Genomic DNA, 20,421 nt, shown 5'->3' on the forward strand with positions numbered 1-20,421 from the left:
AAGCAGATCCTTTGATGCCGAGTTCACATAGGAAAACGTGGAAGGACCGGAAATGCAGCCCATTTCCGGTCCTTCGATTCTTGTTGCCGGTTTGACCGGCTCAAGGCAAACGGCCTCGGTCCCTAGAGAATCCTGTAGAGCGTCACATCCCGCTTGATGACGTGATGCATCAGGACGGCGCCGATATGAAGTGCAAACAAGCCGAGAAGAATCCAACCGGACCATGTGTGGATCCCAGACAGGGTCCAGGCAATGTCCGGGCTTTTGCCAATCGGGCTCCAGATCTCGACGAGGCCGAACCACTGCAATGGAAAACCGTGTGCATTGGTTGCTAGGAACCCGCTGACGGGCTGGATGATCAGGAACACATAGAGAAGTCCGTGCACGGTATGCGCGGCGATTTTCTCAAGTGTTGGTCCGTCTGCAATGGGGCTGCGGGTCAGGAGCTTGTTGCCGACGCGCACCAGCATCAGCCAAATCACCAGAAAGCCCAGGCCTTCATGCAAGGCATAGAAGATCGGTTGAGACTCACCTTTGACCAGATGGATGACGAAGCCCAGCGGCCATGTGGCAAGGACGAGGGCGGCGATCGCCCAATGAAGCATCCGCGAGGTTGCCGGGTAACGTTCGACGCGGATGACCGATTGCGGAGGCTGGGTCAGGCTGGCTGGCGGATTTGTTTCGATAGAGTTCTGCATAGTGGAATCCGGTGGCTATACGTAGGCGTTAAACTGCTTCTGAGTTTCAGCTTAGCACTCCGGCCTGCCGCCAATCGGTCTATCTTGGTGCGCAATGTGCAAATTCATTTGCTGCCTGTGCAATTCCATGTGAGCTGTCTTCCTGACGCGCTTCACCCCGGGTTCAACATGTTCTGCGCCGTACTCTTTCGCGCCTGAGAAGTTTGCAGAAACTTCCGCCAGAGCATTGCCGTGATCCAAAACACAGGACGGCAGGCGAGCACTACGTAGGAAGGGAACCTTCTGACGCCGGCGGAACTTGACACCGGCCCTCAGGTGCCATCTCCTTTCCTGGCGTGAAACGATTGGAAACCAGTCATGATCTCCCGTTTTTCAAAGTCGCCGAACAGCATCAGGACTGCACTCGCCGGAGCTGCCGGCGTGGCCGTCGTCCTGGTATCTGTTCAGTCCGTCGAAGCCCAGTCCCGCCGGCCGCTGTCGACGTCCATGACCTGCGCGCAGGTGCAGTCGATGATCAAGCAGCGCGGCGCCGTCGTGATGAGCACTGGCCCGCACACGTTCGACCGCTATGTCGCGAACGGGAACTACTGCCGGCGTGGCGAATTCCTCAGGAGCGCCGATGTTCCGACCCGCGACCAAAGGCGCTGCTACGTTGAGCGCTGCGAGAGCAGTTCGCCGTTGTTTTTCGACTAGGTTACATGCTCGAAAACTGCTTTCCTCTTTAACGCGAGTTCTGATTCAATGATCTCAGCCAGTGAAAGTCTGGATGGCAGACTTTGATCTGACCGACTTCGAGTTCCCGCAACAAGTTCAGTAGTCTTTTTCTTTTAACGTACACTTCATACCTTCTAGTATTACCCTTAGCGTTGTTTTTCGACGCTCGGGTTGCGGGATATGAAATGCATAAAATCCTCATACCGGTGGATGGGTCCGTTCACTCGATGAAAGCGCTCAGGATCGCCTCGGATCTGGCGATCAAGTATCGGGGAAGGCTTTACATTCTTCATGTCTTGCTGAGAGGCAAGGATGCCCGTGATCTGATGGCACTGGATATATCCCGCCAATTCGACAAGCCGTTGCAGCAACTCCTGAACAAGGCGATCTCGGCGAATCTTGGTCCGGCTCCCGACAAGCTGCTCCACAAGATCGGTCAGATCATCCTCGATCACTTCGCCGAAAAAGCCGGAAGTCAGGGCGTCGAGTTCGAGACATTACCCATCCTGGGTGGAAAGCCGGCGGATGAGGTGGTCGCGATGCAGGAGAAACTTCAGGCCAGCACGATTGTCATGGGCGCGCGCGGCGTTACGCATTCAGATGGCTCGACGTTCGGAAGTGTTTCCCAGGAGATCTTCAGGCGCGCGAACTGCACATGCATTTCGGTAAAATGAGGGCTGGGGCGGCGTGCCTCCGCAGCAAACTTGAAAATGGTTCCGGGTCTTGAAGCGAGCCCGACCCGGAACCAATCAGCTCGATATTACTCAGGGACGTTGGGATATTTCATCCCGGCAACTTCCTGCATCAGGCGCACGACCTGGGTGCTGTAACCGGCTTCATTGTCATACCAGACGTACAGGACAAGGCGGTCGCCATCGACGATCGTTGCCTGACTGTCGACCACGCCAGCGTGTGTGGAGCCGACCAGATCCGATGACACCAACTCGGTCGATGACGTGTAGTCGATCTGGTCCTGCATCGGCGACTGTACGGAAACGCCCCGCAGGTAGTCGTTCATTTCCTCTGCCGTCGTCTCGCGCTTGAGGTTCAGGTTGAGGATAGCCATGGAGACATTGGGGGTCGGTACCCGAACCGCGTTTCCGGTCAGTTTGCCCTTCATTTCGGGCAGACACTTGGCCACGGCACTGGCAGCGCCCGTGCTCGTCAACACCATGTTCAAGGGGGCGGAGCGGCCGCGGCGATCGCCCTTGTGGTAGTTGTCGATCAGGTTCTGGTCATTGGTATAGGAGTGGATGGTTTCCACGTGTCCGTTCTTGATCCCGAACTCGTCGTTGATCACCTTTAACACCGGAGTAATCGCATTGGTGGTGCAGGAGGCAGCGCTCAAAATGGTGTCGTCTTCCGTAATGTCACCCTGGTTCACGCCATAGACGACATTCTTGATGTTGCCTTTGCCCGGAGCTGTGAGAATGACCTTGGACGCACCCGGGCATTTCAAATGTTGACCGAGCCCGGCCTCGTCGCGCCAGATACCCGTGTTGTCGACCACCAGGGCGTTGTTGATACCGTATTTGGTGTAATCCACTTCGGAGGGTGAATTGGCGTAAATCACCTGAATGTAGTTGCCGTTGGCAATGATTGCGTTCTGGTCTTCGTCGATCGTGATCGAGCCGTTGAACGCGCCATGGACAGAGTCCCGACGCAGCAGGCTTGAGCGCTTCTTGAGATCGCCATCCTTGCCGCCGCGCACGACAATTGCCCGAAGACGCATCTTGTTACCGGCGCCTACGCGCTCGACAAGCATGCGTGCGAGGAGACGGCCAATGCGTCCGAAACCGTAGAGAACGACGTCCTGCGGTTCCTGCAAGATGGCAGCCTTGCCTGTGTTGATGCTGGCGAGCTGTTCCTTCAGGAAGCTCGAAACATCGCCGCCCGTCTCCATATAGCGATGACACAGCTTGCCGAGGTCGACGCGGGACGCAGCGAGGTCCATCTCAAGCATCGCCTTGACGATCTCGAGGCTCTTGGCGACTTCCAGCTCCTTGCCGGTGATCTGCAGGGCATAACGGTGCGCCTTGATGATGTCGATTGCGGAGTTGTTTAGCAGCCGGCGACCGAAAATCCGGATGTTGATGCCGTAATCACGGTACAGGAGACCGACCAGCGGGATCATCTGCTCGGCAGCAAACTGTTGTGCCTTCCAGTTCTCGAAGTGATTTTCCATGGCCGCCATATCGGGCAACTCCCTTGCGTTATCTTCAGCACAATCATTGGCAGGTTTCTGGCCTGCGCTGGGGGTTTAGCCCTCGCACAAATGCGATGTCCATAAGTAGTTTTAGTTTAATCGATTAGATGTTGGGCGGCATTTCCAGGAGCCCGATTTCGGTGACGGTTCAGGTCCAATACGGTTGGGTGCAGTCGGCGCAATCGGAATTCTGGGCAGATACATGAAGTCATCTTTGTAGCCGCAGGATGCTTCAGGAAAAGCATGGGTCAAGTGCCCGCTTGTCTCGGGGACAAGGCCTTTAGATCTGCCAGGGACCAGCTGAGCGAACTTTAGCCGCCTCTCGTGTTGAAGATCTCGGAACCGCACTCGTTTCCTCAGTTTTTTGATTTCGATTCAATGGTTTGCCGAGAGGTGGGCGAACATGCTTCCTGTCGGCCATTGCCCAGCTCACGGGTATGCCGAAGCTATTCCTACTTAAGTTGGGCGACCGGATAGCATGCTGCGGCGACTGCGGTTCTGTCTGAGCGGTACAAGTCATTCGGCATGGCCGCCAATCCGTGTTTCTTGCGCAAAAAGGATGCATTGAGCACGGCATTTGGGGCGCGGTATGCTCGCCTCATGGAAGCGATCCGTATTCTCCTGGCCGATGACCACCCGATCGTGCGAGAGGGCTATCTTCGGCTTCTTGAACGTCAGCCGGACTTCTCCGTCATTGCCGAGGCTTGCGACGGGGAGGCTGCCCTGGATGCATTTGTCACCCATTCCCCCGACATCGTTCTCATGGATCTCTCGATGCCTGGTGGCGGCGGACTTGCCGCGGTCGAAGCCATCCTTGCCCGGGATCCGAATGCGCGCGTGATCGTCGTTTCCATGCATCAGGGAGCGATTTTTGCGCAAAAGGCGATGGCGGCAGGTGCACGCGGTTTTGTTTCCAAAAGCAGCCCTCCCGAGGAGCTGGTAGGCGTCATCTTGCGAGTGATGTCCGGTCGGCGTGCATTGTCTTCGGACATGGCGCAGGAACTTGCCCAGACCTCGCTAGGAAACGGTGATATCGACTCCTTGACGCGCAGGGAGCTGGAAATCCTGCAACTTCTCGCCCGCGGGATGAGCGGCAGGGCGATTGCGCGGAGCCTCGGGCTGTCGGCCAAGACGATACAGAACAACCTTTCTCTGGTTCGGGCAAAGCTCGAAGCCTCCTGCGATGCCGACCTTGTGCTGAAGGCTCAACGGGCAGGCCTGACGCAGCCAGGTTGATGCGCGGGCTTCTTCCCCAATTGGTCATGCGGGTACTGGCCGCAGGGCTCGTGTCCGTTTTCCTCGGCGCTGCCTGGGTCCTTTGGGTTACTGCAGACGCTGCACGCGAGGATGCTCACATCACTGCCGAGCGGGTTGCTCAAGCCATAGCGGCACGGCCCGATTTCATGGGACTCGCTTTTGGAGGTGTTGCTCCGGTTCCTGCGTTCCGTGACTGGCAGAGCTTTCCCAGATGGACGCTGATCGCTCCGGGTATCTGTGTCGAGTTCGGTGCAGACCAGCGACCGGACCACCGGCGTTGCGGCTCTTACGTGGCGACTGATACGGAACCGCCGCAGTGGTTTTCACGTCTGGCGGACCGGATAGGACTGGTCCCAGCGCCTGTGACCCTGCCGGTTCGGACGCGCTATGCCTCCAATGCGCAGGTCACGGCTTTTGCCGATCCTGAAGTGATCATTGCAGGGGCCTGGGAGCGGACGGGCGATCTGATGCGGATGGCTCTGGGGATGGCTGTTGGCGGAGCGCTTCTGACCGGTCTTCTGGTTGCGCGTCTTCTCTCGCCTTTCCAGACAATCCTGCGCGGCATCGAGCGCTTGCAAAGTGGCGACTTCTCGACACGCCAGCAACGTCAGCGCGTCGAAGAATTCGATCAATTGAGCCTTGCGCTCAACGATACTGCAAATGCTCTGCAGGAGGCCCGCGATACGCGGACCGAGCTGACAAGGCAGCTGTTTACGGTTCAGGAAAGCGAACGCCGGGCATTGGCGCGCGAACTGCATGACGAGTTCGGTCAATGCCTGACGGCGACGCGGGCGCTCGCGACGGCTGTTGCGCAGTCAGGAGAGCCGACGGCATCGGACGGTGTGCGGATCGCCGAAATCTCGGCTCAGATGATGGATAGCTTGCGCGGGGAACTCTCCCGCTTGCGCCCTCCAGACCTGGATGAACTCGGTCTGGACGCGGCGCTTCAGCGTCTTGTTGCCGGGTGGCGCGGCAGATTGCCAGCCGTGAGGTTCACATTGGATCTGGCAGGTGACCTGAACACCGTTACAGACGACCTCGCGCTCAGTCTCTACCGTATTGCCCAGGAATGTCTGACGAATTCCATCCGCCATGGGTCTCCGAAGACCGTGTCGGTGAGACTGGAGGCCGGTCAGGAGATTGCCCTGACCGTGTCCGATGACGGCGGCGTCCGCGCGGATGTTCCAGATGGAGATGGATATGGTCTTTTGGGCATCCGCGAGCGGGTTAATGCTCTGGGGGGCAGCTTCACACTGGCGCCCTTCAATGATGGAATGCGGGCGAGCGTGCACCTTTCCCGGTGATCCGGGATATCTTCCCGGATGCAGCGGGAAGACCTCTCTGGCGCGGCCGGGCTATCGCGCTCATCCTCCCATATGAGGAGGACGCGTATGGACGATATAAGCCATCCGATCACGCGATTACAGGCGGAGGTCACCGCTGGGCTCATCGGGCATCATGACATGGTCGAGTGCCTGCTGATCGCATTGCTGGCCCGCGGCCATGTGCTGATCGAGGGGCCTCCCGGCGTTGCCAAGACCCGGACGGTCAAGCTTCTTGCAGCACATTTGCCGGGGAGCCAGGGCCGCATCCAGTGTACGCCCGATCTGCTCCCTTCCGACCTGACCGGCACCCAGATCTTCAAGCCCGAGACTGGTGATTTTGATTTTCTGCCAGGGCCGCTTTTCCATTCCCTTGTCCTGGTTGACGAGATCAACCGCGCGCCTCCGAAGGTCCAGTCGGCGCTGTTGGAGGCGATGGCGGAGAGGCAGGTGACAACCTCGGGGGTGACCCGGGCATTGCCGGATCCGTTCATGGTCGTTGCCACCCAGAACCCGATCGAGCACGAGGGAACCTTCCCTTTGCCTGAGGCGCAGATGGACCGCTTTCTCCTGCATCTGTCATTGGGGCTGCCGGAAGCAGAGCAGGAGCGCAAGATCCTCGACCTGGTCGAGGCCGAGGATATCGCTCAGGTGGTGGCTCCGGCGTTGCCGATGTCATCCGCGGAGCTGCGTGCCGCTCAGGCAGAGGTCGCCAGGGTGCATCTCTCGCCGGCCCTCAAGGATTTCATCGTGCGCCTGGTCATGGCCACGCGGGAAGGCGGAGTTGTGGCCGAATGGGTTGAGCATCCTGTTTCGCCGCGCGGCACGCTTGCGCTGGCCGGGTCGATACGTGCCCGGGCATGGTTGAGCGGCCGCGATTACGGCTTGCCGGAAGACGCGCAGGTGCTTGTCCGGGACGTTCTTGCCCACCGGCTCATCCCGAGTTGGGCGGCGGTGAGCGAGGGGCGCACCGGTCGAAGCCTGGTTGATGACATATTGAGGCAGGTCGCGCCATGGTGAACGCCACATTGAACCACCCCGGCATTCGCCTCTCTTGCGAGGAACTGATGGCCTTGCGTCAGCTGCCGGACATTGGGCGAAAACATCGGCCGGCGACCCGTCGACCGGGCGCTGTACCGGCCAGATCGCCGGGGGGCGGAATGGATCTTCGCGAGATCCGTGCCTATTCCGAAGGGGACGACACTCGCCGGATCGATCCGGCGGCAACGGCCCGCACCGGGCGCCCGCATGTCCGCAGTTTTCATGAAGACAGAGACAATACGGTGCTTCTGATTGCCGATTTCAGGCCGGAAATGCTCTGGGGAACCTCCTCGTCGCTGCGCTCGGTCAGGGCGGCTAGGCTCCTGGCGAGACGTGGCTGGGAGGTCATCGATCAGGGGGCTTCCGTTGCCGTGCTCACCTTGACGCGTTCCCGCATATCGGCTCTTCCAGCCCGTACCGGGATTCAGCACATGACTGCCATCGCGCAATTGCTGGCGCATGAGCATGACAAAGCGCTCGATATGGAACAGGGATCCTGTTCCCTGTCTGTAACCTTGGCACGCGCCGCCAAGCTGGTGCCGGCGGGCGCCCGGGTCTGGCTGGCCAGTGACACACAGGGAGTTGCGGAAGAGGACGCAGCGGCGCTCGGCCGGCTGGCGCGCCGCAGACGGGTAACGCTGTTGTGCCCGCTCGATCCTGCCGAGGCAGCGCCGCCTTCGCTCCCGTTGCCGATCCGTTGCGGAAACACGAGCCGGTTTGCGCGGTTGAGTTCGTTCGACAAAACGCCATTGAGTACACGGATGCGGGCGCTGAATGTCACGGTGGAGGTCATTGCAGATGACGCAGGCTGAGTTGATAGAGGCCTTGCCTGCAGGGCGTCTGCCACCTGAACTGACTACCCTGCATCCCGCCGATCTGCTGGCTTTGTTCGGCCTGGGATTGATCGTTGCAGCCCTTGTTTCGCTTTCGTCCATGCCATTCGTAAAGCGCCGTCTTTCCAGAAAATCACTGATCCGGGCGACCCTAAACCTTCCCCCTGAAGAGCGCCTGCTGGCGATTGCACGTGTTCTCGGACATTTGCCGGACGACCTTCGCCCGGCCGCTTACGGAATTGGGCCGATGCCGACCGGAGAAGAAATGGAGCAGGCAGCTCTCAGGAAGAGGCCGCTGATCCCGTTAGCGAGAATTTCCCGGACTTTCAGGACGGACAACGACCCGCTCGGACCTGCTTCGCCATGAGCTTCGCCTTTCCAGCCGCATTGCTGCTTCTGCCTCTCCCGTTGTTGATCTTCAGGTTCGTGACGAAGACCGGCGACAGCGGAACAGCACTGAAAGTTCCGCTCTCCATGTTCTCCGCGGCTCAATTCTCGGCTGGTCAGGGTGATCGCTCTGGGACGTTGATGCTGATCCTCTCATGGATTGCTCTCATCATCGCGCTGGCCGGGCCGCGAACCTCGGAAACAACCGATCTTCTTCCATTTTCGGGTCGGGAGATCATTCTGGTCCTCGATCTTTCCGGGAGCATGGTCAAGGAGGACTTCGTACTGGACGGCACACCGTTGTCGAGGCTTGACGCGGTCAAGAAGGTCGCGTCCGGCTTTGTCGCTGCGCGCCAAGGAGATCGTATTGGTCTCGTGATCTTCGGGGAGCGTCCCTATGTTGCCCAGCCCGCAACTTTTGATGTCGCGTCGGTGGCCCGCTCCATCGAAACATCGCAGATCGGTATTTCGGGCCGGGCGACAGCCATCTCGGACGGGCTTGGGCTTGCGGTCAACCGGCTGAAAGACAGTACAGCTACCAGCAAGGTTGTCGTCCTGCTCTCCGATGGCGTCGACACCTCCGGAAAGGTGCGCGCGAACGATGTGGCCGGTTTGGCTGTGCTGCATGGAATTCGCGTGCACACCATTGCGCTGGGCCCAGACGACCTGGAAAGCCAGCCTAAATCCCGCGATGCGGTTGATGCGGCGGCCCTTCGAGAGATGGCTGAAACCGGTGGGGGTACCAGCTTTCGTGTTCGCACCATGACCGACCTTGAAGAAATGGCAGCGACACTGGACAGGCTGGAACCAAGCCCGATGCGTCGCCCACCATTAAGATATTGGCGTTCTCTATGGGTCTGGCCTGCTGCAGTCGCTTTCGGACTGCTGCTCCTGCTCGCATTGAAGAGACCATCATGACGGAAATTGTTCTGTTGAGGCCCGGGTGGCTGGTCGCGCTACCGCTCTTGATCCTCCTGGCGCTTTGGACCTGGCGGCGTGTGCCTCACGCGGGAGGCTGGGGACATGTCATGCCGACACGGATGCTGCGCGCCATGCAAACACTCGGACATCTGCACGTGGGAACAAGACAGTCCGGGGCCTCCTGTCTTTTGGCGGCGGCGGTGCTTTCCATTGGTCTTGCCGGTCCGGCCGTACCCCGTGACGACGCTCCTCTTCTTGCGGGAAGCGGGGCTATCTTGATCGCCATTGATATGTCGCGCTCCGTCGCGACGAGCCCGGCGCTGGCCGATGCCCAGGCTTCCGCAGCGCAGGTCCTGGCTGCTGCCGGTGGGCGCGCCGTCGGTCTGATCCTCTATGATGGGGAGGCCTACGATGTTGCCGCCCCGACTGTGGATCCTTCCACCCTGGAAACACAAATTGCGGTGCTCGGACCCGAGACAATGCCAGGGCAGGGCAGTCGCCCAGCGGCGGCGTTTGCTCTGGCGCGGCAAATGCTTTCGACTTTCTCCGACGGCGATTTGGTCCTGATTTCGGACGGCGGCGGTATGGACGCTGCTTCGGTTGCAGAGGCCGAGCGGCTTACAAGCAGTGGAGCGCGGCTTTTGCTGTTGACACTTTCCGGCACTGCGGGCCCGGACGTTCCGCCTGACATCTTTGACCGACTGCCGGGTGTTTCTGCGATCGCAGCGGCGCGTGCCCCGGAGCCGGTCCTACGACAGCTGTCGGAAGCAAGCCACTGGCGTGACGCCCAGGCGATTTCCCCCCTCCGTTTTCTGGATCTGGGGCCTTTCATATCCATACTTGCGCTGGTCCCGCTCATGAGCCTTTTCCGGAGGACGATATGAAGCGCTCGGTGATTGGGCTCCTGATCGGCGTCGTCTGCGTTGCCATTTCCGGTCCCGCGGCCTGGGGGCGTCTGCTGTTCTGGTCGGGATACCAGGGTGCCAGCTCTTTTCTCGCGACACCTGCAGCGAAGGGGCTGGCGCTCTATCGGTCTGGTGATTTCGAAGCTGCAGACAAGCATCTGGAAGCGGCAGGGCGTGGCCAGACATTCAACCGGGCGCTGACACTTGCAGCCACACAGAAGCATGCGCTTTCAGTCGCTTACTTGGATGCGGTTCTATTCGCCAACCCGGCTGATGCGGAAGCCCGAGAAATGCGCGATCTTGTCGACGCCATGATTGAAAAGACGAGGGGTGAAAGTATTGCCCCAGGGCGCCTTCCCGGACATGGAGTTGGCTCGGGAACCGGGGAGGAAAGTCCATGGGGCTGGCCCGGGACCCCGGATGCCGAGTGGCAGCGAAAGGTGACTGCTCGAGGTTTTGCTGCGTCCGAGGAATGGCTCGAGACCATTTCCGATGATCCGGGCGAATTTCTGCGTCTTCGCCTTGAAAAGGAATACGAGCGCCGGGCAGGCCTCGGCCTGATACGGCCGGATGGGGGGGAACAATGGTGATCCGGCTGGCAGTCCTTTTCGTCCTGTTGGCCGGGGGCGTCCGCGCCGAAAGCCTGCGCCTGCTCACTTCTCATTCCGATCCCGTTGTCGGCGAAATGGTCGCGGTCACCATCCGCGGCGAATATACTCGGCGGATCGCTCTGGAAAATATGATCTTTCCTGACTCGAAAGACTATGACTGGATGCAGCTCGCTCGCGATAGCTGGAGGGATGAGCGTGTCGATGGACGAATGGTCAAGGTTCTCGAGCGCCGGATAGCCCTTTTCCCTCGTCGCGAAGGGCCGGTCACCATCGGGCCCGTTACGCACCGCCTCACGCTTGTCAGTGCAAGTGGGGGACGCGAGGTTCTTGATGTGCAGGCCGATCCGGTGACCATACAGGCTGCGCCGTTTCCGGCGATCACCGCCCCTCTGGCCGCGCGAGTGTTGACGGTGGAAGATCACCTGTCGGCGTCGCCAGGGAATTTGCGCGACGGCGAAACCCTAGTCCGGACGGTCACCCTGCGGGCTGATGACACCCTCGCTCATCTTTTGCCTGCACGTCCCGCAATCCGGCAGCCCTGGCTGATTACCTTCACGGCGCCGGAGGTGCGTGAAACCAAGCCTACGCCCTCCGGCCCGGAGACAACTGTCATCTGGGAATGGCATTTGCGCCCGAAAACCGGAGAGCCCGGTGTACTGCCACCGATCACGATACCCTGGTTCGATACAGTCTCCCGCGAGATGAGAACAGCCGAAATTCCGGCAATACCCTTCGGCTATGCGAGTTTTTCTGCAAACCGATCAGGGGTTGATGGGCCGCCAATGTCACTGGTTCATGGACTGATCGCGGCTTTCGCTGCCGGACTGTTGACGGGGCTATTGGTGGTTTTCTCTGCTCTCACAAGGCGTAAGGGGAGGGACATCATTCAGGTCGTGAAACGGCTCTCACCGTTTGATCCCACCCGTCGCGCCTTGAGAAGATCCGTGAGACAAACCGATCTGTTCGTGCTTCGCTCTGCTGCGCAAGACTATCTTTCAAGACGTCAAGCTCTGGGCCTTAAGGTTCCCGAAGGGGCGACGACCGAGCTGGATCGTGCGATCTACGCAAAATCGTCCGGGTCGCAATCATTCGATCCGGAGCGGTTTCTGAGAGATCTTCTCGACCGGAGACGAAGATGATTTAAGCCGAGGAGGATAGGTCCTGTTGCCTCGGTCGATCTGTAACAAATGTATAGCGGAAATACCTTAGTTAAGTCAAAGCGTTGGTCGTGACGAGCAATACAGGTTTCTGACCTGCTGGATGGCAAACGACGCTAGGTGAGGGTGGACCGAGGAGGGCGCTTTGGTCAGCCCTCCAGAGCGCCAAGGTCGACAATAGGTTCAAACACGATGCATTGCGACGGCAGGGGAGCCGGGGCGGTAATTCGTTCCAGCAGAAGCGATGCCGCAGTCGATCCAATTGCTACCCTGTCCGTGATGGAGGTTGCGATTTTCCCCGGGAAGCTCCGAGCGATATCCATGCCGTTGAAGCCGACCAGCGCCAGTCTGTCCGGAACGGCGATATTCGCATCGATGCAATGGCAAAGGGCTCCTGCCGCGATGTCATCATTGGAGAAGTAGATGCAATCGAGGTCAGGCGCTGTCTCGAGGGCCTGGGCAGCAAGTGTGCGTCCAATTGAGACCGAAGATACCTCATTGTCCAGGAACTCGCATTTCAACGGGAGGCCGGCTTCTGCGAGCGCCCGAAGAAACCCGGCGTGGCGCTTTGCCGCCCTGAAATCGCGCTCCAGGTTACAGCCGATGAACCCGAAGCTCTTTCGGCCCTTGGCAATCAGCGTCCTGGTCATGTCGTAGCTGGCTTTCTCGTGAGAAAAGCCAACTGCAGAATCGATGAACTCCCCATCCGTATCCATGATCTGAACGAGCGGTATTTCTGCTTGTTTCAAGATAAGTCTGGTGTGATCCGGGAAATTGGTGCCGGTGACAATCATACCGGCGGGGCGCCAGGAGAGGATGTTCTTGACGACCTCGTGTTCCTTTTCCGGGTCATAGTCAGTGACGCCGAACACTGGCTGGAAGCCTTTCCCCTCAAGAGCTTGGGTGATCCCGCTCATGACGTGGGCGAAGACGACGTTGGTCAAATTAGGAATAACGACGCCAATGAGATTTGATCGCGGCTTGGTCAGCGACGCAGCCAGATGGTTTCCGACGTAGCCTATTTCCCGTGCGGCTTGCCTGACCTTCTGAATGTTGGCTTCAGATACGTCACTCGCGCCGCGCAGTCCCCGCGACGCGGTCATGGTGCTCACTCCGGCGGCCGTGGCAACGTCTTTCAATGTAACTCTTTTTTTCAATGCAATTCGCCTTGTCGCTGCACGGGCTCGACTCAGGGTCGGCTGCGGTTCCGCAGACACTAGTGGAGAGTGACCGGGATTTCAAAGCAGTCTCCCCAGTTGACCATTGCATCATGATTCAGTAAAGGTATCGATACCGGTATCGATACCAGTCTTGGTAATGATTGCGATGCTGAGCAGACGAAGGACCGTCTGCAGCATGCAGACAGGACCAGGACTCCAAGGACCGGCAGCCGATTGTGGTGCTTGCTGTTTACTTGCGTGACGTTTGGGGGAGGGAAGTTTGACCAAGGTCCGAAAAAATCCGGATCATTTGAGGTCGCGTCAGTGGTTTGACAATCCTGACGACCCGGAAATGACAGCTCTTTATCTGGAAAAATACATCAATTTCGGTCTGACCTGGGAAGAGCTTCGCTCCAAGAAGCCGATTATCGGCATTGCTCAAACCGGGAGCGATTTGAGCCCCTGCAATCGCCATCATCTGGAGCTCACGAAGCGGGTACGGGACGGCATTACCGCAGCTGGCGGCACGCCGCTTGAAATACCGGTTCACCCGATCCAGGAAACCGGAAAAAGACCGACGGCAATGCTCGACCGAAACCTGACGTATCTGGGTTTGGTGGAGGCGCTCTACGGTTATCCAATCGATGCCGTCGTATTGAATATTGGCTGCGACAAGACAACACCTGCACTTTTGATGGCCGCTGCAACCGTCGACATCCCGGCCATTGCACTGTCCGTCGGCCCGATGTTGAACGGCTGGCTCAATGGCCAGCGGACCGGGTCCGGCACCATCGTCTGGAAAGCGCGGCAGTTGCTGGCTGCCGGCGAGATCAACGAGGACCAGTTTCTGGAGATGGCGGCGGCGTCGGTACCCTCTGTCGGCTATTGCAACACGATGGGAACGGCGAGCACGATGAATTCGCTCGCAGAAGCCCTTGGGATGCAGCTTCCCGGATCCGCGGCAATCCCGGCGCCGTTGCGCGAACGGGGTCAGATTTCCTACCAGACTGGCCGGCGCATCGTCGAGATGGTCTGGGAGGATCTCAAGCCGTCCGACATCATGACGAAGGGGGCATTCCTCAATGCGATTGCCGTGTGTTCAGCGCTCGGGGGCTCTACAAACGCGCCGATCCATTTGAATGCAATCGCGCGTCACATTGGCGTCGACCTGACAAATGATGACTGGCAGGCAAACGGGTATGAGATTCCCTTGCTGGTCAATCTCCAGCCGGCAGGCGAGTACCTGTCCGAAGACTTCTTCCGCGCAGGCGGTGTTCCGGCGGTGGCCGGAAGCCTCCTTGATGCGGGGCTGGTTCCGGATCCCATGGCTGTTGGCTGCAACGGCAACAGTTTCGATGCCAATTACCGCGGTACATCCAGCAAGAACGAAGACGTTATCCGCCCGGTCACGAGACCGCTGAAGGCAAAGGCCGGATTTCTCAACCTCAAGGGCAATCTGTTCAACAGCGCGATCATGAAGACCAGCGTTGTGACCAGTGATTTTCACAAGACCTATTTCGAGAACCCGGAAGATCCCGAGGCCTTTGAGGGAGACGTACTGGTGTTTGATGGGCCGGAAGACTTCCATAAGCGCATCGACGACCCGGAACTCAAGGCTTCCGTCAATACAATTCTCGTGATGCGGGGCGCCGGACCCATTGGTTACCCCGGCGGGGCAGAAGTCGTGAACATGCGCCCACCGGCCTATCTGATCCGTCAGGGCATCAATGCGCTGCCCTGTATCGGCGACGGCCGTCAATCCGGCACATCCGGTTCGCCGTCCATCCTGAATGCCTCGCCAGAAGCTGCGGCCGGCGGCGGCCTGGCGATTCTTCAGGATGGCGATCGCATCAGGATCGATCTGAAGAATGGCACGGTGAACGTGCTGCTCGGCGACGAAGAGCTGCAAAGACGCCATGAAAGTTTGCGGCAGGCAGGCGGCTACAAGCGTCCTGAAAACGGAACGCCCTGGCAAAAGATCTTCCGTGAAAACGTGTCCCAGTTCGAAGACGGGATGGTCCTGGAAGGTGCCACTGAGTTCAGGGCGGTCGGCTGTGGGCCGGTTCCCAGAAACAACCACTGATCCGCAGCTTGCACGATCGATGCGGTGAACAAGACGCAGCGAACAAACGATTCAAAAGGAAGTGAAGTGACTGATTTGGGTCTGGAAGCCAACGGATTGTACATCGGGCGCGTTTGGAACGCAGCCGTGCAGGGGCCTTCGGTCGTTACTGTTCGCGATGGCCAGTTCGTTGACATCACATCGAAAAGCGCGCCGACAGTGAGAGATGTCCTGGAGCGAGACGATGCTGCCGAATATGTACGTGGTGCCGCCGGGACAGCAATCGGGACGCATGAAGAGATTGCCGGTGCTCCTGCCGCGGACCTTGGGCGCACGCATTTGCTGGCGCCATGCGATCTACAGGCGATCAAAGCCTGCGGGGTGACCTTCGCGCGCTCCATGGTCGAGCGCGTCATCGAGGAGAAGGCAGCGGGGGATCCGGATCGCGCCCAGTCAATCCGGGAACGGGTAGGTGCGGCGATCGGAGATAGCCTGCGCAATATCAAGGCAGGGTCCCCGGAAGCGCAGAAAGTGAAGGAAACGCTGATCGCGGAAGGCTTGTGGAGCCAGTATCTGGAAGTCGGTATCGGCCCGGACGCGGAGGTTTTCTCCAAGGCCCAGACCCTGTCGTCGGTCGGAAGTGGTGCGGCAGTCGGACTGCACCCGATCTCTAGCTGGAACAACCCGGAACCTGAAGTCGTGCTGGCGGTCAGCTCCACGGGCAAGATCAAGGGGGCAACCCTCGGCAACGACGTTAACCTGCGGGACGTGGAGGGGCGGTCTGCGCTTCTGCTTTCCAAGGCCAAGGACAACAATGGGTCCTGTGCGATCGGGCCGATGATCCGCCTCTTCGATGACAGCTACTCCCTGGATGACGTTCGCTCGGCGGAGCTGACGCTCGTTGTCGAGGGCGGGGATGGATTTGTGCTGCGAGGCGGCAGCTCGATGAAGGAGATCAGTCGCGATCCTGCAGATCTGGTGGGCCAGGTGATCGGGAGGCACCACCAATATCCGGACGGTTTCATGCTGTTCCTCGGCACGCTTTTCGCGCCGACCGAGGACCGCGATGAGCCGGGGCAGGGGTTTACGCACAAGCTCGGCGACAAGGTGACGATCTCATCGGACAGGCTTGGCGTCCTGACCAATGAGGTCCGGCTTTCGACAGAGTGTCCGGAATGGACATTCGGTGTGTCTCACCTGATGCGGAATTTGGCAGCCCGACAGCTCATTTGAGCTTGGGACAACAGCCGGATGCGAGCTGGAAGAGGACATTACTTTGGGGAGCAGGGAGGAGCTGCCCCCGGAAAGATCGCAGGAAAGCGATCAACAAACGGGAGACCGTAGGAGGAGACTATGATTAGAAAATCAGTACTGACCATGTCTGCAGCTGCCTTGGCGCTGAGCTGTTCGCTGGCGATTGCAGGACCCAATGTCGTTGAAGGTCCTGGAGCCGATCCATCGTGCTTCGCACCATGGTCTCAAGACACCAAGTTCATGCAGTGGGAGGGCCGGGAAGGTCCGTTCCGGATCGCTGTCGTGAATGGCTTCGTTGGCAACGGCTGGCGCATTCAAATGATCAAGACCGCCAAGGCGTTTGCCGAAGATCCAGCGATCAAGGACAAGATTTCCGAACTCAAGGTGATCTCGACCGGAACGGATGCTGCCGTGCAGCTCGGCGCGATCGAAGACTTCATCAACCAGGGCTACGATGCGATCGTGACCATCGCGGTTTCGCCAGATGGCTTTGATCGCGTGATCCGTCTTGCCGACCGAAATGACGTGGTGCTCGTGCCGTTCGATAACGTCCTCGATACGGACAAGGTCATGCAGGTCAACGAAGACCAGATCGCAATGGGCCGCATGTACGCCTCTCACGTGCTTAGCGAATTGAAGAAGGACGGCAAGACGTCCGGAAAGCTTCTCGAAGTCCGTGGTCTGGCCGGCAACTCGGTTGACCGTGACCGCTCCATCGGCATCCACCAGGTTCTGGATGAGTCCGGCGGCGAGTGGGAAGTTGTCTCGGTCGTCGGCAACTGGGATGACGGCACGGCACAGAAAGTCGTTTCCGACGCGATCGCGGTTCACGGCCAGTTCGATGGTGTTGTCGCTCAAGGCGGCACCAATGGTGTGGTACAGGCCCTGATCGACACCGAGCATGCGATGGTGCCGATTTCCGGTGAATCCGAAAACGGATACCGCAAGGCGCTGGCGAAATACTCCGATGCCGGGCTTAGAGGCATTTCCATCGGTCAGTCCCCGGGGCTCGTCGCGATCTCAATGAAAGCCGCGGTCTCCGCGCTCGAAGGCAACGTCATGCCGCAGCTCATCTCTGTGCCGCTGCCGGTCGCGACCTATGATGAGCTCGAAGATGGGGTGAACTACTGGAGCGATCTTCCGGACAATTTCTTCACCGTGAACGAGTTCCCGCCCTGCGGCGTCAACATCTCCGGTCCGTCGATCATGGCGCAGACCGAAGCTGACAACTGATCGCAGCGGATCACCAACACCATTGCTGTCCCACCACCCTGTGTGGTGGGACAGTTCTTGCGGGAATTTGAAATGGCAGAAGAAACGCCAATCATAAGACTGTCAGGCGTCTCCAAGAATTTTGGCGAGACAAAAGCGCTTCAGAATGTCGACTTTTCGTGCCGTGCGGGCTCGATCCATGCGGTGCTGGGGGAAAACGGCGCAGGGAAATCGACCCTCATCAAGATCATGTCAGGGGTGTTGCCGGCGACGCGCGGTGAGATTCACGTTGCGGGCAAGAAGGTTCATTTTTCCAGCCCGACCGAAGCATCCGATGCCGGCATCGTCTGCATCTTTCAGGAACTGTCCCTGGTTCCGGATTTGAGCGTCGCCGACAATATTTCCATCGCGTCGCCCCCCAGGAGGTGGGGCATGATCGACAGAAAAAGGCAGCGTCAGCGCGCCGAGGAACTGCTCGCGCGAATTCAATGCGAAGACGTCGATCCTTATGCGCTCGTCCGCGATCTTTCGCTGTCCAGAAGACAAATGGTCGAGATCGCAAAGGCACTCGGAAAAAACCCGAAAGTTCTGATCCTGGATGAAGCGACGTCGGCTCTGACCAGTCACGATGTGGAAACGATCTACGGGCTTCTCGGCGATCTGAAATCGGACGGTGTCGCCAGTATCTTTATTTCCCACCGCATGCATGAGGTCGATCGCCTGTGCGACACCCTGTCGGTGTTCCGCAATGGCCAGCATATCGAGACCTTTGCCAAGGGGGAGCGGTCGGATCCGGAAATTGTCCGCCTGATGATCGGCCGGGATGTTACCTCGCAGTATCCTGAAAAGCGGCCGCCACAGGCGCGGAATGAGCAACTCAGCGTCGAAAACCTGAGCTGGGAAAACCGGCTGAAGAAGGTCAACCTGAAACTCGGAAAAGGCGAGATCCTCGGTCTCGGCGGCCTGGACGGGCAGGGGCAAAAGGAACTTCTGCTGGCGCTTTTCGGTGTCCTTCGCGGGGTCGAGGGCGAAATCAGATGCAAGGGCGAGGAGCGAATTCCGGTTTCGCCTCATCAGGCAAAATCATCTCCCATGAACATTGCATTGGTGCCGGAGGACCGGAAGACGGAAGGTTTGATGCTGCCAATGTCGATCGCGGACAATCTTCTGATTGCCAGTTTGCAGAATGTCCAGATTGGGCCGTTCCTGTCGCCTGCAAAGGAGAAGTCGGTCGTTGAGGCCGGAATCCGGGACCTTCAAATCAAGGTCGGGTCTGCGGATGATGCGGTATCCACCTTGTCTGGCGGGAACCAGCAAAAGGTCGTGATCGCAAAATGGCTGATGACCGATCCGGACATCATTCTGCTCAACGATCCGACCCGAGGAATTGATGTCGGCACTAAGCAGGAAATCTACCGTCTGCTTCAGGACCTGGCCGAGCAGGGCAAGGCAATCCTCCTGTATTCGACCGACTACGCCGAACTCATCGGTTGCTGCGACAGGGTGGCGGTCATGTACGACGGCCAGATAGTCGCCGAGCTCGAAGGCGACCGGATCACCGAAGAGGCAATCGTCAGTGCATCCCTCAACATCAACACGGGTGCTGAAATCCATTCACAGGGTGCGCAGGCATGACTTTCGATAAATCGCGGCTCGGGATGTTTGTACGGCAGAATACCGCCCTGATCGCCGCTGTTACCATTCTGGCCCTTCTGTGGTGCATCTACAATTTGCTGCACCCCAAGGGGTTCTCGTCTGCGGTGCTGATTCAGAACTCGAACGAGAGCGTTGCCATCGTTTTCGTTGCCATGGCGCAGACGATTCCGGTGCTCCTGGGGGGACTTGATCTGTCCGTCGGTGCGGTCATGACACTCGCAAACTGTATTGCGTCCGAGCTTCTTTTCGGGTCGCCATTGCAGATCGCGTTTGGCGTCGTCCTGACCTTGGTTATTGGCGCCGGATTCGGGCTCATGAACGGGATGATTATCGTCTACGGCCGGCTTCAACCGATCATAGCAACCCTGGCGACCGGGTCGGTTGCCATAGGTCTGGCGTTGTTCATTCGACCGCTCCCGGGAGGGGAAGTGGACGACGACCTGAGCTGGGCGCTGACGAATGATCTTTATGAGCTGGTTGCCACCTATGGCTGGTGGAACCCGGATGCCGCCTGGTTTGCTCCATTCGCTCCGGTGCCTGTGCCGCTTCTGATCATGGTCATCATTGCCTTTGGCGTCTGGATTCCCTTCAAGCGCACGGTCCTTGGCCGGACGGTTTACGCAATCGGGTCTGCTGAAGGTGCCGCATTCATGTCAGGGCTACCGATCGACCGCGCGAAGCTTGCAGCCTTTACTCTGGCGGGTTTCTTCGCGGCTTGCGGCGGGCTTTACCTTGCCATTCAGACGTCTTCGGGCAATGCCGATATTACGCAGGCCGGTTCCTACACGCTGAACTCGATCGCGGCGGTTGTCCTGGGCGGAACGTCGTTGCTGGGTGGAATTGGCGGAGCCATCGGATCGCTCGTAGGCGCTCTGTTACTGCGCATGATGGCGTTCTACTTCCGGATCCTGTCGATCGATCCGCTGCTTCAACCACTCATTGAAGGCATGGTTTTGCTGGGGGCTGTCAGCCTGAGTGCACTGAGAACCATCTCCGTCAAGAACCGTCTCTCGCTCTTCCGGTAG

General features: G+C 58.9%; 19 protein-coding genes. 16 read left to right on the forward strand and 3 right to left on the reverse strand.

What is annotated here, in order from left to right; translation table 11 throughout:
• Window positions 1–122: 122 nt before the first annotated feature.
• The gene (locus ACN0SY_RS16735) at window positions 123–698 is read right to left on the reverse strand and encodes a cytochrome b (protein WP_417689133.1); all 576 of its coding nucleotides are present in this window, start codon (window positions 696–698) and stop codon (window positions 123–125) included.
• Between the two features lie 357 nt (window positions 699–1,055).
• Here ACN0SY_RS16735 and ACN0SY_RS16740 point away from each other — a divergent pair, with 357 nt between their 5' ends.
• Window positions 1,056–1,391: a hypothetical protein gene (locus ACN0SY_RS16740; RefSeq protein WP_417689135.1), complete on the forward strand. Its 336-nt coding sequence runs from the start codon at window positions 1,056–1,058 to the stop codon at window positions 1,389–1,391.
• A 206-nt stretch (window positions 1,392–1,597) separates the two neighbouring features.
• The gene (locus tag ACN0SY_RS16745) at window positions 1,598–2,086 is read left to right on the forward strand and encodes a universal stress protein (RefSeq protein WP_417689137.1); all 489 of its coding nucleotides are present in this window, start codon (window positions 1,598–1,600) and stop codon (window positions 2,084–2,086) included.
• 86 nt (window positions 2,087–2,172) lie between these two features.
• Here the strand turns inward: ACN0SY_RS16745 and ACN0SY_RS16750 are convergent, their stop codons facing one another.
• Window positions 2,173–3,606, reverse strand: a complete 1,434-nt coding sequence (locus tag ACN0SY_RS16750; RefSeq protein ID WP_417689139.1) for a glyceraldehyde-3-phosphate dehydrogenase — start codon at window positions 3,604–3,606, stop codon at window positions 2,173–2,175.
• 576 nt (window positions 3,607–4,182) lie between these two features.
• Here ACN0SY_RS16750 and ACN0SY_RS16755 point away from each other — a divergent pair.
• From ACN0SY_RS16755 to ACN0SY_RS16795, 9 genes are all read left to right on the forward strand, one after another.
• Complete coding sequence (locus ACN0SY_RS16755) at window positions 4,183–4,854, forward strand: response regulator (RefSeq protein WP_417689141.1); 672 nt, start codon at window positions 4,183–4,185, stop codon at window positions 4,852–4,854.
• Entirely contained in the window at window positions 4,854–6,179 is a 1,326-nt protein-coding gene (locus tag ACN0SY_RS16760; RefSeq protein WP_417689143.1) for a histidine kinase, read from the forward strand. Before ACN0SY_RS16755 ends, ACN0SY_RS16760 begins: the two co-directional genes overlap by 1 nt.
• Before the next feature lie 87 nt (window positions 6,180–6,266).
• Window positions 6,267–7,217 carry an AAA family ATPase gene (locus tag ACN0SY_RS16765; RefSeq protein WP_417689145.1) on the forward strand — a complete coding sequence of 317 codons (951 nt, stop codon included), beginning with the start codon at window positions 6,267–6,269 and terminating at the stop codon, window positions 7,215–7,217.
• 140 nt (window positions 7,218–7,357) lie between these two features.
• Window positions 7,358–8,050, forward strand: coding sequence for a DUF58 domain-containing protein (locus ACN0SY_RS16770; RefSeq protein WP_417689147.1), 693 nt, complete (start codon window positions 7,358–7,360; stop codon window positions 8,048–8,050).
• The gene (locus ACN0SY_RS16775; RefSeq protein ID WP_417689149.1) at window positions 8,037–8,438 is read left to right on the forward strand and encodes a hypothetical protein; all 402 of its coding nucleotides are present in this window, start codon (window positions 8,037–8,039) and stop codon (window positions 8,436–8,438) included. The genes ACN0SY_RS16770 and ACN0SY_RS16775 overlap by 14 nt, the downstream gene beginning before the upstream one ends.
• On the forward strand, window positions 8,435–9,376 hold the full coding sequence (locus ACN0SY_RS16780; protein WP_417689151.1) for a VWA domain-containing protein: 942 nt from the start codon (window positions 8,435–8,437) through the stop codon (window positions 9,374–9,376). The genes ACN0SY_RS16775 and ACN0SY_RS16780 overlap by 4 nt, the downstream gene beginning before the upstream one ends.
• Entirely contained in the window at window positions 9,373–10,263 is an 891-nt protein-coding gene (locus ACN0SY_RS16785) for a VWA domain-containing protein (protein WP_417689153.1), read from the forward strand. The genes ACN0SY_RS16780 and ACN0SY_RS16785 overlap by 4 nt, the downstream gene beginning before the upstream one ends.
• The gene (locus tag ACN0SY_RS16790; protein WP_417689155.1) at window positions 10,260–10,874 is read left to right on the forward strand and encodes a hypothetical protein; all 615 of its coding nucleotides are present in this window, start codon (window positions 10,260–10,262) and stop codon (window positions 10,872–10,874) included. The genes ACN0SY_RS16785 and ACN0SY_RS16790 overlap by 4 nt, the downstream gene beginning before the upstream one ends.
• Window positions 10,868–12,034: a hypothetical protein gene (locus ACN0SY_RS16795; protein ID WP_417689157.1), complete on the forward strand. Its 1,167-nt coding sequence runs from the start codon at window positions 10,868–10,870 to the stop codon at window positions 12,032–12,034. The genes ACN0SY_RS16790 and ACN0SY_RS16795 overlap by 7 nt, the downstream gene beginning before the upstream one ends.
• A gap of 167 nt (window positions 12,035–12,201) precedes the next feature.
• Here the strand turns inward: ACN0SY_RS16795 and ACN0SY_RS16800 are convergent, their stop codons facing one another.
• The gene (locus ACN0SY_RS16800; RefSeq protein ID WP_417689159.1) at window positions 12,202–13,269 is read right to left on the reverse strand and encodes a LacI family DNA-binding transcriptional regulator; all 1,068 of its coding nucleotides are present in this window, start codon (window positions 13,267–13,269) and stop codon (window positions 12,202–12,204) included.
• 223 nt (window positions 13,270–13,492) lie between these two features.
• On the opposite strand from ACN0SY_RS16800, the gene ACN0SY_RS16805 reads away from it, so the two are divergent.
• From ACN0SY_RS16805 to ACN0SY_RS16825, 5 genes are all read left to right on the forward strand, one after another.
• Entirely contained in the window at window positions 13,493–15,295 is a 1,803-nt protein-coding gene (locus ACN0SY_RS16805; RefSeq protein WP_417689161.1) for an IlvD/Edd family dehydratase, read from the forward strand.
• A gap of 66 nt (window positions 15,296–15,361) precedes the next feature.
• On the forward strand, window positions 15,362–16,507 hold the full coding sequence (locus ACN0SY_RS16810) for a fumarylacetoacetate hydrolase family protein (protein ID WP_417689163.1): 1,146 nt from the start codon (window positions 15,362–15,364) through the stop codon (window positions 16,505–16,507).
• A gap of 120 nt (window positions 16,508–16,627) precedes the next feature.
• Window positions 16,628–17,761 carry a sugar ABC transporter substrate-binding protein gene (locus tag ACN0SY_RS16815; protein ID WP_417689165.1) on the forward strand — a complete coding sequence of 378 codons (1,134 nt, stop codon included), beginning with the start codon at window positions 16,628–16,630 and terminating at the stop codon, window positions 17,759–17,761.
• Window positions 17,762–17,833: 72 nt separating this feature from the next.
• Window positions 17,834–19,375 carry a sugar ABC transporter ATP-binding protein gene (locus ACN0SY_RS16820; protein WP_417689167.1) on the forward strand — a complete coding sequence of 514 codons (1,542 nt, stop codon included), beginning with the start codon at window positions 17,834–17,836 and terminating at the stop codon, window positions 19,373–19,375.
• The gene (locus ACN0SY_RS16825; protein WP_417689169.1) at window positions 19,372–20,421 is read left to right on the forward strand and encodes an ABC transporter permease; all 1,050 of its coding nucleotides are present in this window, start codon (window positions 19,372–19,374) and stop codon (window positions 20,419–20,421) included. The genes ACN0SY_RS16820 and ACN0SY_RS16825 overlap by 4 nt, the downstream gene beginning before the upstream one ends.

The organism is Roseibium sp., from assembly GCF_048261595.1.
GTDB lineage: Bacteria > Pseudomonadota > Alphaproteobacteria > Rhizobiales > Stappiaceae > Roseibium.

What these genes read in the sequence shown, in the direction of transcription:
- ACN0SY_RS16740 (WP_417689135.1), top strand. Translation starts at nt 1,056, where the DNA reads ATGATCTCCCGTTTTTCAAAGTCGCCGAACAGCATCAGGACTGCACTC.
- ACN0SY_RS16820 (WP_417689167.1), top strand. Translation starts at nt 17,834, where the DNA reads ATGGCAGAAGAAACGCCAATCATAAGACTGTCAGGCGTCTCCAAGAAT.
- ACN0SY_RS16735 (WP_417689133.1), bottom strand. Translation starts at nt 698, where the DNA reads ATGCAGAACTCTATCGAAACAAATCCGCCAGCCAGCCTGACCCAGCCT.
- ACN0SY_RS16750 (WP_417689139.1), bottom strand. Translation starts at nt 3,606, where the DNA reads ATGGCGGCCATGGAAAATCACTTCGAGAACTGGAAGGCACAACAGTTT.
- ACN0SY_RS16785 (WP_417689153.1), top strand. Translation starts at nt 9,373, where the DNA reads ATGACGGAAATTGTTCTGTTGAGGCCCGGGTGGCTGGTCGCGCTACCG.
- ACN0SY_RS16790 (WP_417689155.1), top strand. Translation starts at nt 10,260, where the DNA reads ATGAAGCGCTCGGTGATTGGGCTCCTGATCGGCGTCGTCTGCGTTGCC.
- ACN0SY_RS16745 (WP_417689137.1), top strand. Translation starts at nt 1,598, where the DNA reads ATGCATAAAATCCTCATACCGGTGGATGGGTCCGTTCACTCGATGAAA.
- ACN0SY_RS16795 (WP_417689157.1), top strand. Translation starts at nt 10,868, where the DNA reads ATGGTGATCCGGCTGGCAGTCCTTTTCGTCCTGTTGGCCGGGGGCGTC.
- ACN0SY_RS16815 (WP_417689165.1), top strand. Translation starts at nt 16,628, where the DNA reads ATGATTAGAAAATCAGTACTGACCATGTCTGCAGCTGCCTTGGCGCTG.
- ACN0SY_RS16780 (WP_417689151.1), top strand. Translation starts at nt 8,435, where the DNA reads ATGAGCTTCGCCTTTCCAGCCGCATTGCTGCTTCTGCCTCTCCCGTTG.
- ACN0SY_RS16760 (WP_417689143.1), top strand. Translation starts at nt 4,854, where the DNA reads ATGCGCGGGCTTCTTCCCCAATTGGTCATGCGGGTACTGGCCGCAGGG.
- ACN0SY_RS16775 (WP_417689149.1), top strand. Translation starts at nt 8,037, where the DNA reads ATGACGCAGGCTGAGTTGATAGAGGCCTTGCCTGCAGGGCGTCTGCCA.
- ACN0SY_RS16765 (WP_417689145.1), top strand. Translation starts at nt 6,267, where the DNA reads ATGGACGATATAAGCCATCCGATCACGCGATTACAGGCGGAGGTCACC.
- ACN0SY_RS16825 (WP_417689169.1), top strand. Translation starts at nt 19,372, where the DNA reads ATGACTTTCGATAAATCGCGGCTCGGGATGTTTGTACGGCAGAATACC.
- ACN0SY_RS16770 (WP_417689147.1), top strand. Translation starts at nt 7,358, where the DNA reads ATGGATCTTCGCGAGATCCGTGCCTATTCCGAAGGGGACGACACTCGC.